The sequence below is a fragment of the Pantoea sp. CFCC18179 genome (assembly GCF_059412405.1).
Map to the genome: position 1 here is coordinate 125,947 of NZ_JBNBPM010000005.1, position 15,502 is coordinate 141,448.

The window sequence follows — 15,502 nt, forward strand, 5'->3', positions numbered from 1 at the left end:
AGCACCGCGCTTATAGAGGCTTCCGTAAACATCCGGGAACCTAAGTTCCCGGAAGGTGACTTCTGTATTACGCCCCGCGTTGCAGTAGCATCGACTTAATATGGCCGATTGCGCGCGTCGGGTTTAGTCCTTTCGGGCACACGCTCACACAGTTCATGATGCTGTGACAGCGGAAAACACTGAAAGCGTCATTCATGTTATCCAGGCGCGCATCAGTTTCGGTATCGCGACTATCAATCAGGAAACGATACGCTGCCAGCAAGCCAGCCGGACCGATGAATTTGTCCGGGTTCCACCAGAACGATGGGCACGACGTCGAGCAGCAAGCACAAAGGATACATTCGTACAAACCGTCAAGATGCGCACGCTCATCCGGGTTTTGCAAATGCTCACGCGCCGGAGGATTTTCCCCATTATTCAACAGGAAAGGCTTAATCTTCTCATACTGTGCATAGAATTGTCCCATGTCTACCACGAGGTCGCGGATCACCGGCAAACCTGGCAGTGGACGGATAACAATTTTCTTGGTGCCGTTGCCCAGCGCCGAAACCGGCGTGATGCAAGCCAGACCATTTTTGCCGTTCATGTTCAGACCATCTGAACCGCACACGCCTTCACGGCATGAGCGACGGAAAGCCAGCGTCGGGTCTTTCTCTTTCAAACGGATCAGCGCATCCAACAGCATCATGTCGCGACCATCTTCCGATTCCAGCGTGTATTCCTGCATACGCGGCTTGTCATCGACTTCCGGGTTGTAACGATAGATTGAAAATTCGAGTCTCATGATGATCTCCGCAATTAGTAAGTACGCGCTTTCGGCGGGAAGGCCGCACGCAGTTTCGGTTGCATGTTCACCTCACGGCGCGTCATGCTTTCCGTCTGCGGAACATAGAGACTGTGGCACAGCCAGTTTTCATCATCGCGCTCCGGATAGTCGAAGCGGCTGTGTGCGCCACGGCTTTCGGTGCGGAAGTTAGCGGCAACCGCGGTGGCGTATGCGGTTTCCATCAGGTTATCCAGCTCAAGGCACTCAATACGCTGGGTGTTGAAGTCTGGCGAACGGTCATCGAGGCGCGCAGATTTCAGACGCTCACGAATCTCTTTCAGCTCAGCTAAGCCTTCACGCATCGCATCACCTTCGCGGAACACCGAGAAGTTGTTCTGCATGCAGCGCTGCAACGCTTTACGGATTTCAACCGGGTCTTCACCCGTGGTGTTGTTTTCCCAGCGATTGAAGCGCGCCATCGCTTCATCAATGTTTTCCTGCGTGGCTTCACGCAGTTCGCCCTGCTCTTCAATGCACTCCAGCAGATGCACACCGGCTGCGCGGCCGAACACCACCAGATCGAGCAGCGAGTTACCGCCAAGGCGGTTAGCGCCGTGCACCGATACGCAGGCGATTTCGCCCACAGCGAACAGGCCTGGAATCACTTCGTCCTGACCTTGCTCGTTCACACGCAGCGCCTGGCCAGTCACTTTGGTCGGCACGCCGCCCATCATGTAGTGACAGGTTGGGATTACCGGGATCGGTTCTTTAATCGGATCGACGTGAGCAAAGGTACGCGACAGCTCCAGAATGCCCGGTAAACGGGATTCCAGCACTTCCGCACCCAGGTGGTCGAGTTTCAGTTTGATGTGCGGACCCCAAGGGCCATCGCAACCGCGACCTTCACGGATTTCCACCATCATCGAACGTGCTACCACGTCACGACCGGCCAAATCTTTGGCGTTCGGAGCATAACGTTCCATGAAGCGTTCACCGTGCTTGTTCAGCAGGTAACCACCTTCACCACGGCAACCTTCGGTGACCAGCACGCCCGCACCGGCAATACCGGTTGGGTGGAACTGCCACATTTCCATATCCTGCACCGGCACGCCTGCGCGCAGCGCCATGCCGACACCGTCACCGGTGTTGATGTGGGCGTTGGTGGTGGATTGGTAAATACGGCCTGCGCCGCCGGTGGCCAGAATGGTCGCCTTGGCTTTGAAGTACACGGTTTCACCGGTTTCCATGCAGATGGCGGTACAACCGACAATCGCACCGTCTTCATTTTTCACCAGATCCAGCGCATACCATTCGGAGAAGATGGTGGTTTTGTTCTTCAGATTTTGCTGATACAGCGTATGCAGCAAGGCGTGACCAGTACGGTCGGCAGCCGCAGCGGTACGCGCTGCTTGCTCACCGCCGAAGTTCTTCGACTGGCCGCCAAACGGACGCTGATACACGCGGCCGTCATCAAGACGTGAGAAAGGCAAACCCATGTGTTCCAGTTCCAGAATCGCTTCTGGACCGACATGACACATATATTCGATCGCATCCTGGTCACCGATATAGTCGGAACCTTTGACGGTGTCGTACATGTGCCATTCCCAGTTATCTTCATGGGTATTACCCAGCGCAACGGTAATACCGCCCTGCGCCGATACGGTATGGGAACGGGTTGGGAAAACTTTGGATAACAGGGCACAAGTCTGGCCCGATTGGGAGATTTGCAAGGCGGCGCGCATACCTGCACCACCCGCGCCGATCACCACGGCATCAAATTCTCTGACTGGCAAACTCATTTACACACCCCACACCACAACGAATCCATAAATCGCGTACGACAACAGCGCAACCACAATCACAAATTGCAGCAGCAAACGGGTTGCTACTGGTTTCACGTAATCGGTTAACACCTGCCACATTCCAATCCAACCGTGGATGAGAATCGAGAACAGCGTCAACATGGTGAACACTTTAGTGAAAGAGGAGGAGAAAAAGCCGTGCCAGTTTTCATACGTCAACGTGCCGGTCATTACGACAAAACCGAGGATGTAGATGATGTACAGCGTCATTAAGATTGCAGCAGCACGCAGCAACAGCCAGTCATGAATACCGTTGCGTCCTAATGCAGAAGCATTGCTTACCATACGAGGACTCCAGCCAAAATTGAGAGCACGACAGTGATACCAAAAGCCGCTTGCGCGGAACGGGTTCCCACCTGGAGGGTTTCTTCCATAAAGCCAAAATCAGCCAACATATGACGAATCCCGCCCACGACGTGATACGCCAGCGCAGTTAAGATGCCCCACATGATGAATTTGGCGAAGAAGCTATCCATGATGGATGCCGCTTGTTGGAAGCCTTCAGGAGAAGAGAGGGAGAGACCCAGTAACCAGAGCAGAATTCCGAGAGCGACAAAGGTGATCACGCCGGAGACGCGGTGGAGAATGGACGATATTGCAGTAACGGGAAACCGGATCGTCGAGAGATCCAAGTTAACAGGTCTTTGTTTTTTCACGGTTTTGCCCACACAGCTCTTTTTTATTTTGCTTCCTCCGGTCCTGAGTTGCATCAGAGACACAGCGTGTGTTCAGACTGCAACCGCCACCAAAATAGCAACATCCAGTGTTAAATAAAGCGGGTAAAACGCTGGGTGGCTCCTGGTGTCAGGGTGTTCCGGAGACCTGGCCGCAGTATAGGAGGATCACATTCTGATTACAATTCCCCTACAATCTCTTTGGTCACATTTAGGCTGAACAGTGATCCTGCTCACGAATTTCACAATTTATACATTTTTAATTATCTGATTTGACAAAAGATCAACATTTCAGTTACAAACAATCGCATTAAAGCCCTATGATGCACAAAAGTTATGGGGATACACTTTCCCCTAAGCTCAAGTTATGTAACATTGCCGATACGAGCAGTAAAAAGCATCAGGTTATTGGTTACCAAGAAGTTATGTCGTGACAGGAACTTTAACATCCTCGATGTGCAGCATGTCATGCCCCGACGCCACCGAATGGCCCAAATTCCGCGTTTACTCTGTAACCTTGCAAGACCAACGTTACCGTAGAGTGATGCTGGGAAGATTGTGGTTTTACGCAACAACAAGGCTATTCTGGTGTCTAAGATCCTTACCTTAAGGCGCTATGGAGACGAAATAATGACAGATAAAAAAGTGACGCTAACCCTACAAGATGATACGTCTGTTGAACTGGACGTGATGCAAGGTACGCTGGGACAAGATGTTGTTGATGTCCGCGCCCTTGGCTCTCAAGGCCTGTTCACCTTCGATCCCGGCTTCACCTCTACTGCGTCATGCGAATCCAAAATCACTTTTATTGATGGTGATGAAGGTATTCTGTTACACCGCGGTTTCCCGATTGATCAGCTGGCAACCCACTCGAACTACCTTGAAGTGTGTTACATCTTGCTGAATGGCGAAGCCCCGACCCAAGCCCAGTTTGAAGAATTCCGCACCATCGTTACCCGCCACACCATGATCCACGAGCAAATCACCCGTCTGTTCCATGGCTTCCGTCGCGACTCGCATCCGATGGCAGTAATGTGTGGTGTGACGGGCGCGCTGGCCGCGTTTTATCACGACTCTTTAGACGTCAACATTGAACGTCACCGTGAAATCGCCGCTTTCCGCCTGCTGTCGAAAATGCCGACCATGGCCGCGATGTGCTACAAATACTCGATTGGCCAGCCGTTTGTTTACCCACGCAACGACCTCTCTTATGCCGGTAACTTCCTGCATATGATGTTTGCTACGCCGTGTGAAGAGTACAAAGTCAATCCGGTGCTGGAACGCGCCATGGACCGTATTCTGATTCTGCACGCTGACCACGAACAAAACGCCTCAACTTCAACCGTGCGTACCGCTGGTTCTTCTGGCGCCAACCCGTTTGCGTGTATCGCGGCCGGTATCGCTTCTCTGTGGGGACCGGCGCATGGCGGTGCCAACGAAGCGACGTTGCGTATGCTGGAAGAGATCAGCACCGTTGAGCACATCCCTGAATTTGTTAAGCGCGCCAAAGACAAGAACGATTCGTTCCGTCTGATGGGCTTCGGCCACCGCGTGTACAAAAACTACGATCCACGTGCCACCGTGATGCGCGACACTTGCCACGAAGTGCTGAACGAGTTGGGCATGAAAGATGATCTGCTGGAAGTGGCGATGGAGCTGGAACACATCGCGCTGAACGACCCGTACTTCATTGAGCGTAAACTCTATCCAAACGTCGATTTCTACTCAGGTATCATCCTGAAAGCGATGGGCATTCCGTCTTCCATGTTTACCGTGATCTTTGCGATGGCGCGTACTGTGGGCTGGATTGCACACTGGAAAGAGATGCACGACGAAGGCATGAAAATTGCGCGTCCACGTCAGCTTTATACCGGTTACACTGAGCGCGAATTTACTTCAGCACTGAAAAAATAAACATGAAAATGGCGACCAATAGGTCGCCATTTTTTTGCCGTAGGGTCGCCATTTATGGTGACCAGGTGCGCATAAATGCGCACCCTACGAATATCCAATCCGCAGTCGATTCAGACTAAACCTGACATCCCGGACACCAATAAAATGGCCGCGATGACAGCACGCCCTTCTCAATCACCTCGCCGCAGCGCCGACATTTTTTACCCTGCCGATGAAACACTTCGAAGCGAAACGCCGCATCTTCATGATATTTCTTCATGCTACCGCGCATCTGATACGACAAGCGCGGCACCGCCAACATCGCCTCACTCAGCGCCGTTAGTTGTTGCTCGCTGAGATCCTGCGCGCGATGCGAGGCCAGCAATCCGGCATGCCACAAAATCTCCACACGCAGGTAATTACCCAACCCGGCGAGAAATGCCTGATCGAGCAACAACCCGCTGAACTGGCGGCGACGAAAACGCGTAGACACCAAACGTTCGCGCACCTCATCCACCGTTAAGCGGCTATCCAGCACATCCGGGCCAACGCGTTGTAGAAACGGATGCGCCGCCAGCGTATCGACGTTGAGCAATTCGATATCCGAGGCGCTGTAAAGCAGGATGGTTTGTTCCGCATTCGCCAGCCGCACACGCAATTGTCGCGTGGTATTCGGCTGCGTGCCGGTTGGTACCACACGCCACACGCCATAAAGCTGGTTATGGCTGTAAAGCGTGAGACCGTTGGAGAAATGTGTGAGCAGCGCTTTGCCGCGGGTTTCGAAGGCATTAATGGTTGCGCCCAACAATGCCGGTTCGTAGGTTTTCAACGCGGGAAAGGCAAACCACACATCGGTCAGCGGTTTGCCCTCCATCGCCGCAGCCAGTTGATCCGCCGCGCGGCGGATCTCCGGTCCTTCAGGCATAACCACTCCTGTTAATGCGTAGCGCCACCGACCACACGAATATCATTTTCGGTGCTGAGGATTACATGCAACGCGGTTTCCAGCGCCAGCATCACGCTGGCGGTCGCCATACTCGCCACACCCGGATGATTGGCCGCTTGTTCCGGCATATACGGGATATGGATGAAACCACCGCGCGCCTTACTGTTAGTGGTGTGAATCCAATGCAGCAAGCTGTACATCACGTGATTGCAGGTAAAGGTCCCGGCGGTTTGCGACACCGATGCCGGTACGCCCACTTCGCGCAGTGCGGCAACGATAGCTTTGATCGGCAAGCTGGAGAAATACGCCGCCGGGCCATCTGCCGCAATCGGCTGATCGATGGGTTGCTGCTGATCGTTGTCTGGGATGCGCGCGTCATCGACATTGATAGCAATGCGCTCAACGGTAATATCCACGCGTCCACCGGCTTGTCCGACGCACAACACGCGATCGGGCTGGATCTCCTCCAATGCACGCGTTAATACTTCGCCGCAGGTGGCGAATACCACCGGCAACTGGCGCACCACAATGCGCGCCCCGCCAATTTCTTTGCCATCAAATGAACGTACCGCTTCCCACGAAGGGTTGATGTTTTCGCCACCAAAGGGCTCAAACGCCGTCATTAACACCGTTTTCATTGCAACCTCACAAGAACATCAGGAAGTAGAGCAGCACCACATTGACCAATAACAGTAGCACACCGGTTGGCACCTGAGCCTTGATCACCGCATTACGATCCGGCAACTCCAACAGACGCGCGGGCACGATGTTAAAGTTCGCGGCCATTGGCGTCATTAGGGTGCCGCAATAGCCCGAGAACATACCAATCGCCGCCATTACCGCCGGATTGCCGCCGTGTTGCAGCACCAGAATCGGGATGCCGATGCCGGCGGTAACAATCGGGAACGCAGCAAACGCATTACCCATCACCATGGTCAGCAATGCCATACCAATCGCATACACCGCTACCGCCACCAGCCGATTATCCACCGCCAGATACTGTTCAGTAAGATGTGAAATCGCGGTGCCAACGCCAGCGCTGGTGAACAACAGGCCAAGCGTGGCAAGAATCTGCGGCAGAATAAATGCCCAGCCGACCGCATCCAACAAGCGACGGGTTTCCTGCATCGATTGCAGCGGTTTTTCATGGGTGAACTTGAGCGCGATCAGCCAACCCAGCACGCAGCCCACCATCATCGAGAACAACGTCACTAAGGTGGAGTGATTGCCCGGACCAAACACCTTTTCCTGCAAACCTGGGATGTGATTAAACGCCAGCACGCCGATTACCGTCACCAGCGGAATCGCCAGCGCTGGCAAGAACAGTTTGTTATGCAGACGTTTGGCGCTTTCCTGCTTCTGCTCATCGCTGCGTTGATGGTAGCTGCCTAAACGCACGCCGCCGAAACCGGCGATTAGCGCCATCAACACCACGGCGATCCCGACACCGATATGTAACCAACGACGCCCAACGTCAGCATCGCCCGCCCACTGTCCCATCAGCTGATAGGCGCCATCGCCAATCAGGAAAATCAGACCATACAGCGCCCAGAACAAACCGGTGGTAAAACGGCGCGGGTTGGTGCTGTCACGCCATGAAAGCAGCGCGACAATCAGCAGGATCACGCCTGCCAACCACATCAAATATTGTTGCTGGAACATTATTTGCCACCCTTAGCGTTCAACGCCTGCTGATTGATGGCACCCAATTCACGCGCTAATTGACGATCAAGACGCACCAATCGCGCCGAATGGATCAGGAAAGCACAAAGCGCAGTCGGAATGCCCCACAGCGCGATATGCAGCGGTTCGGTACTGATACCCGCTGATTCCTGCATAAAGTTGTGCATAAAGATGATCGCGCCAAACGCGACAAAGATATCTTCACCAAAGAACAAACCGACATTGTCTGTCGCAGCCGACATGGCGCGCAGACGATGACGCACTTCCGGCGGCACCTCGCCGTAACGGTTTTCCGTGGCACCTTCCGCCATCGGGGCCAGCAATGGGCGCACCATTTGCGGATGTCCGCCGAGGCTGGTTAAGCCCAGCGCCGCCGTGGCTTCACGCACAAACAGATAGACGATCAGCAAACGGCCAGCGGTGGCGGTTTTGATTTGGGCGATCCAGCTCTGTGCGCGTTCTTTCAAACCGTGGCGCTCCAGCAAGCCGATAACCGCCAGCGGCAGCAACAGAATCAGCGGCAGATTGCGGGTGTTAAGGAAGCCTGAGCCGAGTTTTTCCAGAATGTCGGTCAGCGGCAGATGTGCCGCCAATCCGGTGACGAAGCCCGCCACAATCACCACCAGAACCGGGTTAAAGCGCAGTACAAAACCCAGAATAATGGCGGCGATACCCAGCAGCGGCCAGAGATTTACCACGTTGTCCATATTTACCCTCGTGAGATAGAAAAAGCCCGGCCAAGTGCCGGGCAATCATTCAATTGTTATGCGCTGGTGACCGCAATCTGATGTGTCGCAAAAGCGGCGCGCAGCGTGCGGGCAAATTGCAGCGCGTGTGCGCCGTCGCCATGTAAACACACGGTTTCGGCGTTGACGTTTACCCATTCGCCGCTGATGCTCTGCACCTGGCGCTGCTGCACCATCGCTAAGGTTTGTACCAGCGCTAAATTGGCATCTTCAATCATCGCCTGCGGCTGGCTGCGTGGCACCAACGCGCCGTTTGGCAGATAGCCACGATCGGCAAACACCTCTTCGCGCGTGCGCAAACCGTGATGTGCCGCTGCCGCAATTGATGCGCTGCCCGCCAAGCCGACTAAAATCAATCCGCTATCCACGGCTTTGACCGCGCGCGCAATCGCATCTGCCAATTGCGCATCGCCCGCCGCCTGGTTGTACAACATGCCATGCGGTTTGACGTGGACTAATCGTTCCCCTTCGCTTTCGGCGATACTTTTCAGCGCGCCAATTTGGTAGATCATCTGTGCATACACTGTTTCTGGCGGCAGTTGCATCGCGGTGCGGCCAAAGTTTTCACGATCGGGAAAACTCGGATGCGCGCCAATCGCTACGCCAGAGGCTTTTGCCCAGCGCACCGATTGCAGCATGGTTTGCGCATCGCCAGCGTGAAAACCGCAGGCGATGTTGGCTGAACTAACCAGCGTCAGCAGTTCCTGATCGCTGGCGCTGCCTTCTCCAAGATCGGCGTTAAGATCAATCTTCATGTGCTAATCCCCAGGCGATTTGGTCGAATGAGCGTTGCTGATGCTGCTTGGCATGCAGCGCCTCTTCCAACGTGCAGTGGATAAAGTGAATCGGTTCGCCAAGGCGGATTTGCGCCAGATGATAAAGATCGGCTTCGATGATGCAGGCGATGCGCGGATAGCCGCCGGTGGTTTGCGCATCCGCCATCAACACAATTGGTTGACCGTTCGGTGGCACTTGCACCACGCCCGGCACCAAACCGTGCGATAGCAGATCGCGTGTCGCATCGCGCGACAATTGGCGTCCCTGCAAGCGATAACCCATACGATTACTTTGCGGGCTGAGTTTCCACGGACTGCGCCAGAAACCTTGCTGCGCTTCACGGGTAAATTCGTTGTATTCCGGGCCAGCTAAAGCGCGGATGCGGTTGCCCCACAACAACTGGCGTACACCGGCTTTGTCTTTGAAATCATGCGTTGGCTCGCCCAACGGTAATGGGTCGCCATCCTGCAATTTACGTCCCTGCCAGCCGCCAAATGCCGCTTTGAGATCGGTGCTGGCGGAACCGAGCATGTCCGGCACGGCAAACCCGCCATTTATCGCCAGATAGCTGCGCATGCCGCGCGTTGGCGTGGCGAGCGTCAACACTTGCCCTTTTTTCACCGGCAAACGCCAGCCGGTCCACACCGATTTGCCATCCAAATCGGCATTACAACCTGCGCCAGTCAAGGCAAACCAACCGTCGCGGGTAAACTGCGCTTTAAACTGGCCGAGCACGATTTCCAGCACCGCGCTCTGCTCCGGATTGCCCACCAGCATATTGGCGGTGCGCATCGCTGGTTGATCCAGTGCGCCACCGACGCTGATACCAAATTGTCGCCAGCCGGTGCGGCCTTGATCCTGGATGGAGGTCATCATTCCGGCGCGTAATATTTTCAACATACGCCCTCCTTTTGCGGCACAAAACGCACGCTATCGCCGGGGCGTAACAAGGTTGGCGGTTGCTGTAGCGGATCAAACAAGCTCAGCGGTGTGTGACCAATCAACTGCCAGCCACCAGGGGCCGCCAGCGGATAAATGCCAGTTTGACTGCCGCCAATGCCAACTGAACCACTCGGCACCAACACGCGCGGTTCGGCGCGGCGCGGCGTATGCAAACGCTCATCCAGGCCACCGAGATACGGGAATCCCGGCTGGAAGCCGATAAAATAGACCACGTAATCGATGCTGCTGTGCAGTTCCACCACTTGCTGTGGCGTCATGCTGGCGCGATCGGCCACCACGGACAAATCCGGTCCGCCTGCGCCACCGTACACCACCGGGATTTCTACCCGACGGGATTCAGGCAATTGGGCTTCGCTCTCTTCCCACCATTGTTGCAGGCGTTCAATCGCGTCCAGCGCCTTCAACTGCGGATCGCGCAACAGTAAAGTCAGGTTATTCATGCCTGGAATCACTTCCTCAACCTGCTCATTGTGTTGCAGTCGCTGGCACAATCCCCAGATACGCTGCTGGCTGGCCAACGAAACCGGCGGCTCCAGTTCCAGCACCACTGCGCGTTCACCTAGCAGATAACAACGTGCTCGTTGCAAAAACCACCTCCTGGTCATGAACACAGGCGCGCATCCGCGTTTTGCCTGTGTCGTAGGAACGCCATTCATGGCGATCAAATGTGACGCTTATGCGTAAAGGCAATAAGTTATGCGAAAGTGACAGAGATGTGTCAATAGATTTGCGCCCTTAACGCAGGTTAAGGGCGTGAGTGAAGTGTAATTAAGCGGGATTATCGATATCGATAAAAGTCACATCAAGACCATGCTGGGCTGCCAACCATTCGCCCAACGCTTTGATACCGCCGCGCTCGGTCGCATGATGTCCGGCAGCAAAGAAGTGCAGACCTTGTTCGCGCGCGCTATGAATGGTTTGTTCAGAGACTTCACCGGTAATAAAGGCATCAACGCCAAATGCAGCTGCGCTATCGATAAAGCCCTGACCACCGCCGCTGCACCAGGCAACGCGTTTAATCAGCGCCGGCGCATTATCACCGCAATGCAGCGGCGTGCGGCCTAAACGCTGGGCAATCTTCTGCGCAAACGCTGCGCCGCTCAGCGGTTCGGCCAACTCGCCCCACGGCACCAGCGGCTGAATTTCACCTTTAACATCAATATCAAACAGGCGTGCCAGTTGTGCGTTATTGCCCAACTGCGGATGCGCATCCAGCGGCAAATGCCAGCCGTACAGGTTAATGTCATTCGCCAACAGCGTGCGCAGACGTTGACGCTTCATGCCTTTTATCACCGGCGCTTCACTTTTCCAGAAGTAACCATGGTGCACCAAAATCGCATCGGCGTTGCGTTTTACTGCTTCATCCAGCAAAGCCTGACAAGCAGTCACGCCAGTAATCACGGTGTGCACCTCGGCGCGGCCTTCCACCTGCAAACCATTCGGCGCATAGTCGCTAAATGCACTGTTGTTCAGTTGCTGATTAACGATCTGTTCTAATTCGATATTGTTCATTACGGCTCCCTGACCGCCTCAAGCCGCGCTGCGAGCGCGCTCAAAGGCGTCTAGTGTCTTTTTACGTGCGTCCTTATGTTCCACGATTGGCGCGGGATAATCGAGTTTCTTATTATTTTTCTCAGCCCAAGCCTGCGGTTGATGGATATCACTGTCCGGCACATCTTTCAGTTCCGGTAGCCATTGGCGGATGAACTCGCCTTGTTTGTCAAAACGCTCGCCTTGCGTGGTGGGATTGAAGATACGGAAATAAGGCGCGGCATCGGTGCCCGTTGACGCAGCCCATTGCCAACCGCCGTTGTTGGCCGCCAGATCACCATCGATCAGTTGCTGCATGAAATAACGCTCACCTTCGCGCCAATCAATTAGCAAATCTTTCACCAGGAAGCTGGCGGTTATCATGCGCAGTCGATTGTGCATCCAGCCCAGCGTGTTGAGCTGTCGCATCGCTGCATCAACAATCGGATAACCGGTTTTTCCCTGCTGCCAGGCGGTTAAGTGCTCTTTGCTACTTTGCCAGCGCACGTTGCGCGTCCAATCAACAAACGGCTGATGCTTGCACAGTGCCGGAAACGCCACCATCAAATGACGATAAAACTCGCGCCAAATCAGTTCGTTCAGCCAGGTAAACGCTTTACCCGCGTCCAACGCGTCGGGATGTTCTTTCAAAATACGATGCAAACACTGACGCGGCGATAGCACGCCAATCGCCAGATACGCCGATAAGCGACTGGTGCCATCGATGGCCGGTAAATCACGCTGATCGGGATAATGTTGCACCGCCTGTTTGGCGAAATGGCGCAACTGTTTTAAGGCCGCTTCTTCACCCACCGGGAACCAGCTTTCATCAAACTGTTCGCTGGGATAATCAAAATCAGGAATCTTTTTCGCAATACGAATCGGCGCATCAGCGCGGGCTTTTGGCGCGTGATGGCACTCCGGCAAGCCTTGATGCAGACGGCGCACAAAGGCTTTACTGAAAGGCGTGAACACTTTGAACATGGTGTTGCTGCCGGTTTGGACGCTACCGGGCGGCAACAGCAAGCTGTCGTCGAAACCCTGACAAATCACACCTTGCGCATCCAGGCGCTTTTCGGCTGCGGCATCACGCTCGCGTTCGTTGATTTCATACTGATAGTTGTAATACAACTCATCCACTTGATGCTGCTGACAAAATTCCGCCAGAAAATCCACCGACGCGGCAAAATCATCACATTGTTGGTAATGCAATGGAATGCCGCGTTCGGCCAGCGATGCCTGCAATAAACGCAAATTTTGTTGAATAAATGCCGCCTGCTTTGGCGACATATGATGTTGCTGCCACTGTTTTGGCGTGGCGATAAATAGCGCCAGAATGTTGGCTTTACTGTCGCGGCAAGCTGCGGCCAGCGCCATGTTGTCATTGACGCGCAAATCATTGCGCAACCAAACTAAATGGGTGGTCATAAAGCTCCGAATTATTGCCCGTAGCGCAAACGCAGCGCTTCTGGATAGGGATCAAAGTAGCGCTGCTGTGCCAACCATGGATGCGGGAACTCCGCCATGTAATGTTTCAGCATGGTGATTGGCGCGAGCAATGGCTGCACGCCGCGACGATAGCGATCGATTAACTGCGCCAATTCCTGACGCTGCGGCGAGCTCAGTTGCGGGCGGAAGTATCCTTGTACGTGCATTAACACATTGGTGTGATTGCGACGCGAAGCCTGATGCGACATTAAATGCATCAGGCGATTGCGATATTCAGTAGCGTAATCATCCAACGAATCCCACTGATCCATCGCCGCCACAAAACGCCCCATTTCGCGGTATTCATCTTGCGCATGCGACAGCAGCAGCAGTTTGTAACGACTGTGGAACGCCATCAATTTGTGGCGCGACAACCCGCTGCGCCACATCTCATTAAACTCATGCAGCGCATACACGCGGCCCATGAAGTTTTCGCGAATGGCGTCATCATGCAGCCGACCATCCTCTTCCAGCGGTAGCCACGGCAGCTCTTTTTGCAGAAATGCGGTGAACATGCCGGTGCCGGCTTTACGATTGTCATTGGTTTTAGGCTGATAAACGCGCACACGTTCCAGGCCGCAGCTAGGCGATTTGGCACACAGAATATAACCGCACAGATGATGCAGCGATTTGACGCGCTCGGCTGACCAGCGCTGCATTTCATCGGTGACTTCTTCACCGCCGTCTTTGCTGAAACAGAGGTGGATGTTGTCATCGCCCTCTTTCACCAGGCGTAGAGCTGGGCGCGGCGTGGGCAAACCAATTGCCATTTCCGGGCACACCGGTTCGAAGCGCACATATGGCACGAGTTCGTCTGTGGCGAAGGAAAAACGTTTGTGGCCGCCATCGAATCGGACATTATCCCCGAGCAGGCAAGCGCTGATACCGACAGGAATTTTCTCGCTCATACTTGTACAACCTCAAAAATCTTGTAGAGGTTTTAAGTGTAGCTGAAATGAGAGGGGATAACAGCGGGGCCAAAGCGAGAAGCAATAAAAAACCCAGCGCTTCATGGGAAGTAGCCGGGTTTTTTATTGCTGCAAAGCGATTACCAGTGAATGCCAGCCGTGGCTTCTGACTGCGCTAACCAAACTGGTTTAGTGCTGGTTTTGCACCATACGCGATGCAGATAACTGTAAAAACGTGCGCGATCCTGGCGGAATAACATCACTGGCAGCGCCAGCAAACCGATTAATACCACCAGCACACGGCGCAGCACGATTTTATAGAGTGGATATGCCTGATACATCTTTTGCCTCCCTCGTGGTAAATATTGCGTTGAAATGTGATCTACCGCAGATATTACGCCTGGCTGTGTAATTTTACTACTCATCCGACCACTAATTTTGCGCTTTTTTTCACCTTTTTGTGCACTGATGAAAGTTAGTTACATAAATGTAAATTCTAAGATCTCGTTAGGTTAAAAACATCATCGCGGACGGCGCGACGCTTTATTGCTAAAGTGGTGCGTTGACTTTTTTGCCGCTGGAGGCAGCGTGACCACCATCTTGATTGTTGAAGATGAAAAAGAGATCCGCCGTTTCGTGCGCCTGGCGCTGGAAAGCGAAGGTCTGAAAATTGTTGAAGCGGAACAGTTGCAGCGCGGCCTGATTGAAGCCGCCACGCGAAAGCCGGATTTGGTGATCCTCGATCTCGGTTTGCCGGACGGTGATGGCAATGATTTTATTCGCGAAGTGCGCCAATGGAGCAGCATGCCGGTGATTGTGCTGTCAGCGCGCAGCGATGAGCAGGATAAGATTGATGCGCTGGATGCCGGTGCGGATGATTATCTCACCAAGCCGTTTGGCATTGGTGAATTGCTGGCGCGCGTGCGTGTGGCGCTGCGTCGTCATCAACGTGAGCAGCCAGAACCGATCGTGAAGTTTGGCGAAGTGAGTGTGGATTTAGCGGCGCGACGTGTGCTGCGTAATGAACAAGAAGTGCATCTGACACCGACCGAATTTCGCTTGCTGAGTTTGCTGCTGAATAATGCAGGAAAAGTGCTGACGCAACGTCAGTTACTTAATCAGGTTTGGGGACCGAACGCGGTCGAACACAGCCATTATTTGCGCATCTACATGGGGCATTTGCGGCAGAAACTGGAAGCGAATCCCACTCAGCCCAGCCATTTGCTGACAGAAACCGGCATTGGCTATCGTTTTATGCCATAAAAA

17 protein-coding genes are annotated in these 15,502 nt (G+C 54.0%); 2 read left to right on the forward strand and 15 right to left on the reverse strand.

Annotation, left to right across the window (positions count from 1 at the left end):
• Window positions 1–67: 67 nt before the first annotated feature.
• Genes ACPUC7_RS11880 through sdhC form a run of 4 tightly spaced genes read right to left on the reverse strand, consistent with a single transcriptional unit; the run spans window position 68 to window position 3,296 of the window.
• The gene (locus tag ACPUC7_RS11880) at window positions 68–784 is read right to left on the reverse strand and encodes a succinate dehydrogenase iron-sulfur subunit (protein WP_494923079.1); all 717 of its coding nucleotides are present in this window, start codon (window positions 782–784) and stop codon (window positions 68–70) included.
• Between the two features lie 14 nt (window positions 785–798).
• Window positions 799–2,565: a succinate dehydrogenase flavoprotein subunit gene (sdhA, locus tag ACPUC7_RS11885; RefSeq protein ID WP_343554037.1), complete on the reverse strand. Its 1,767-nt coding sequence runs from the start codon at window positions 2,563–2,565 to the stop codon at window positions 799–801.
• A complete protein-coding gene (gene sdhD / locus ACPUC7_RS11890) occupies window positions 2,566–2,913 on the reverse strand; it encodes a succinate dehydrogenase membrane anchor subunit (protein WP_343554036.1) in 348 nt (115 codons plus the stop codon).
• A complete protein-coding gene (gene sdhC / locus ACPUC7_RS11895; RefSeq protein WP_034829146.1) occupies window positions 2,907–3,296 on the reverse strand; it encodes a succinate dehydrogenase cytochrome b556 subunit in 390 nt (129 codons plus the stop codon). Before sdhC ends, sdhD begins: the two co-directional genes overlap by 7 nt.
• Before the next feature lie 636 nt (window positions 3,297–3,932).
• Here sdhC and ACPUC7_RS11900 point away from each other — a divergent pair.
• Window positions 3,933–5,216: a citrate synthase gene (locus tag ACPUC7_RS11900; protein ID WP_343554034.1), complete on the forward strand. Its 1,284-nt coding sequence runs from the start codon at window positions 3,933–3,935 to the stop codon at window positions 5,214–5,216.
• A gap of 115 nt (window positions 5,217–5,331) precedes the next feature.
• On the opposite strand, the gene nei is transcribed toward ACPUC7_RS11900, so the two are convergent.
• The 11 genes from nei to ACPUC7_RS11955 form a co-directional block, all read right to left on the reverse strand.
• The gene (nei, locus tag ACPUC7_RS11905; RefSeq protein WP_494923080.1) at window positions 5,332–6,120 is read right to left on the reverse strand and encodes an endonuclease VIII; all 789 of its coding nucleotides are present in this window, start codon (window positions 6,118–6,120) and stop codon (window positions 5,332–5,334) included.
• An 11-nt stretch (window positions 6,121–6,131) separates the two neighbouring features.
• Window positions 6,132–6,779 (reverse strand): pyroglutamyl-peptidase I, encoded by a 648-nt coding sequence (pcp, locus tag ACPUC7_RS11910; RefSeq protein ID WP_494923081.1) that lies wholly within the window; start codon window positions 6,777–6,779, stop codon window positions 6,132–6,134.
• 7 nt (window positions 6,780–6,786) lie between these two features.
• Complete coding sequence (locus ACPUC7_RS11915) at window positions 6,787–7,803, reverse strand: DUF979 domain-containing protein (RefSeq protein ID WP_494923082.1); 1,017 nt, start codon at window positions 7,801–7,803, stop codon at window positions 6,787–6,789.
• Window positions 7,803–8,531 carry a DUF969 domain-containing protein gene (locus tag ACPUC7_RS11920; protein ID WP_494923083.1) on the reverse strand — a complete coding sequence of 243 codons (729 nt, stop codon included), beginning with the start codon at window positions 8,529–8,531 and terminating at the stop codon, window positions 7,803–7,805. The genes ACPUC7_RS11915 and ACPUC7_RS11920 overlap by 1 nt, the downstream gene beginning before the upstream one ends.
• A gap of 56 nt (window positions 8,532–8,587) precedes the next feature.
• Window positions 8,588–9,325 (reverse strand): 5-oxoprolinase subunit PxpA, encoded by a 738-nt coding sequence (pxpA, locus tag ACPUC7_RS11925; RefSeq protein ID WP_494923084.1) that lies wholly within the window; start codon window positions 9,323–9,325, stop codon window positions 8,588–8,590.
• Window positions 9,315–10,247 carry a 5-oxoprolinase subunit PxpC gene (pxpC, locus tag ACPUC7_RS11930; protein WP_343554028.1) on the reverse strand — a complete coding sequence of 311 codons (933 nt, stop codon included), beginning with the start codon at window positions 10,245–10,247 and terminating at the stop codon, window positions 9,315–9,317. The genes pxpA and pxpC overlap by 11 nt, the downstream gene beginning before the upstream one ends.
• Window positions 10,241–10,897, reverse strand: coding sequence for a 5-oxoprolinase subunit PxpB (gene pxpB / locus ACPUC7_RS11935; protein WP_494923085.1), 657 nt, complete (start codon window positions 10,895–10,897; stop codon window positions 10,241–10,243). Before pxpB ends, pxpC begins: the two co-directional genes overlap by 7 nt.
• A 181-nt stretch (window positions 10,898–11,078) precedes the next feature.
• Window positions 11,079–11,822 (reverse strand): type 2 GTP cyclohydrolase I, encoded by a 744-nt coding sequence (locus ACPUC7_RS11940; RefSeq protein ID WP_494923086.1) that lies wholly within the window; start codon window positions 11,820–11,822, stop codon window positions 11,079–11,081.
• An 18-nt stretch (window positions 11,823–11,840) separates the two neighbouring features.
• Window positions 11,841–13,268 (reverse strand): deoxyribodipyrimidine photo-lyase, encoded by a 1,428-nt coding sequence (gene phrB / locus ACPUC7_RS11945; RefSeq protein WP_494923087.1) that lies wholly within the window; start codon window positions 13,266–13,268, stop codon window positions 11,841–11,843.
• 11 nt (window positions 13,269–13,279) lie between these two features.
• On the reverse strand, window positions 13,280–14,236 hold the full coding sequence (locus tag ACPUC7_RS11950) for a YbgA family protein (RefSeq protein WP_343554024.1): 957 nt from the start codon (window positions 14,234–14,236) through the stop codon (window positions 13,280–13,282).
• Between the two features lie 140 nt (window positions 14,237–14,376).
• A complete protein-coding gene (locus ACPUC7_RS11955; protein WP_343554023.1) occupies window positions 14,377–14,577 on the reverse strand; it encodes a YbfA family protein in 201 nt (66 codons plus the stop codon).
• Window positions 14,578–14,824: 247 nt separating this feature from the next.
• On the opposite strand from ACPUC7_RS11955, the gene kdpE reads away from it, so the two are divergent.
• The gene (gene kdpE / locus ACPUC7_RS11960) at window positions 14,825–15,499 is read left to right on the forward strand and encodes a two-component system response regulator KdpE (RefSeq protein ID WP_343554022.1); all 675 of its coding nucleotides are present in this window, start codon (window positions 14,825–14,827) and stop codon (window positions 15,497–15,499) included.
• Window positions 15,500–15,502: the final 3 nt, after the last annotated feature.

Coding starts and splice junctions, on each gene's coding strand:
- nei (WP_494923080.1), bottom strand. CDS start 6,120: ATGCCTGAAGGACCGGAGATCCGCCGCGCGGCGGATCAACTGGCTGCG.
- ACPUC7_RS11950 (WP_343554024.1), bottom strand. CDS start 14,236: ATGAGCGAGAAAATTCCTGTCGGTATCAGCGCTTGCCTGCTCGGGGAT.
- pxpC (WP_343554028.1), bottom strand. CDS start 10,247: ATGTTGAAAATATTACGCGCCGGAATGATGACCTCCATCCAGGATCAA.
- ACPUC7_RS11920 (WP_494923083.1), bottom strand. CDS start 8,531: ATGGACAACGTGGTAAATCTCTGGCCGCTGCTGGGTATCGCCGCCATT.
- ACPUC7_RS11880 (WP_494923079.1), bottom strand. CDS start 784: ATGAGACTCGAATTTTCAATCTATCGTTACAACCCGGAAGTCGATGAC.
- sdhD (WP_343554036.1), bottom strand. CDS start 2,913: ATGGTAAGCAATGCTTCTGCATTAGGACGCAACGGTATTCATGACTGG.
- phrB (WP_494923087.1), bottom strand. CDS start 13,268: ATGACCACCCATTTAGTTTGGTTGCGCAATGATTTGCGCGTCAATGAC.
- ACPUC7_RS11900 (WP_343554034.1), top strand. CDS start 3,933: ATGACAGATAAAAAAGTGACGCTAACCCTACAAGATGATACGTCTGTT.
- sdhA (WP_343554037.1), bottom strand. CDS start 2,565: ATGAGTTTGCCAGTCAGAGAATTTGATGCCGTGGTGATCGGCGCGGGT.
- ACPUC7_RS11940 (WP_494923086.1), bottom strand. CDS start 11,822: ATGAACAATATCGAATTAGAACAGATCGTTAATCAGCAACTGAACAAC.
- ACPUC7_RS11955 (WP_343554023.1), bottom strand. CDS start 14,577: ATGTATCAGGCATATCCACTCTATAAAATCGTGCTGCGCCGTGTGCTG.
- pxpA (WP_494923084.1), bottom strand. CDS start 9,325: ATGAAGATTGATCTTAACGCCGATCTTGGAGAAGGCAGCGCCAGCGAT.
- ACPUC7_RS11915 (WP_494923082.1), bottom strand. CDS start 7,803: ATGTTCCAGCAACAATATTTGATGTGGTTGGCAGGCGTGATCCTGCTG.
- pcp (WP_494923081.1), bottom strand. CDS start 6,779: ATGAAAACGGTGTTAATGACGGCGTTTGAGCCCTTTGGTGGCGAAAAC.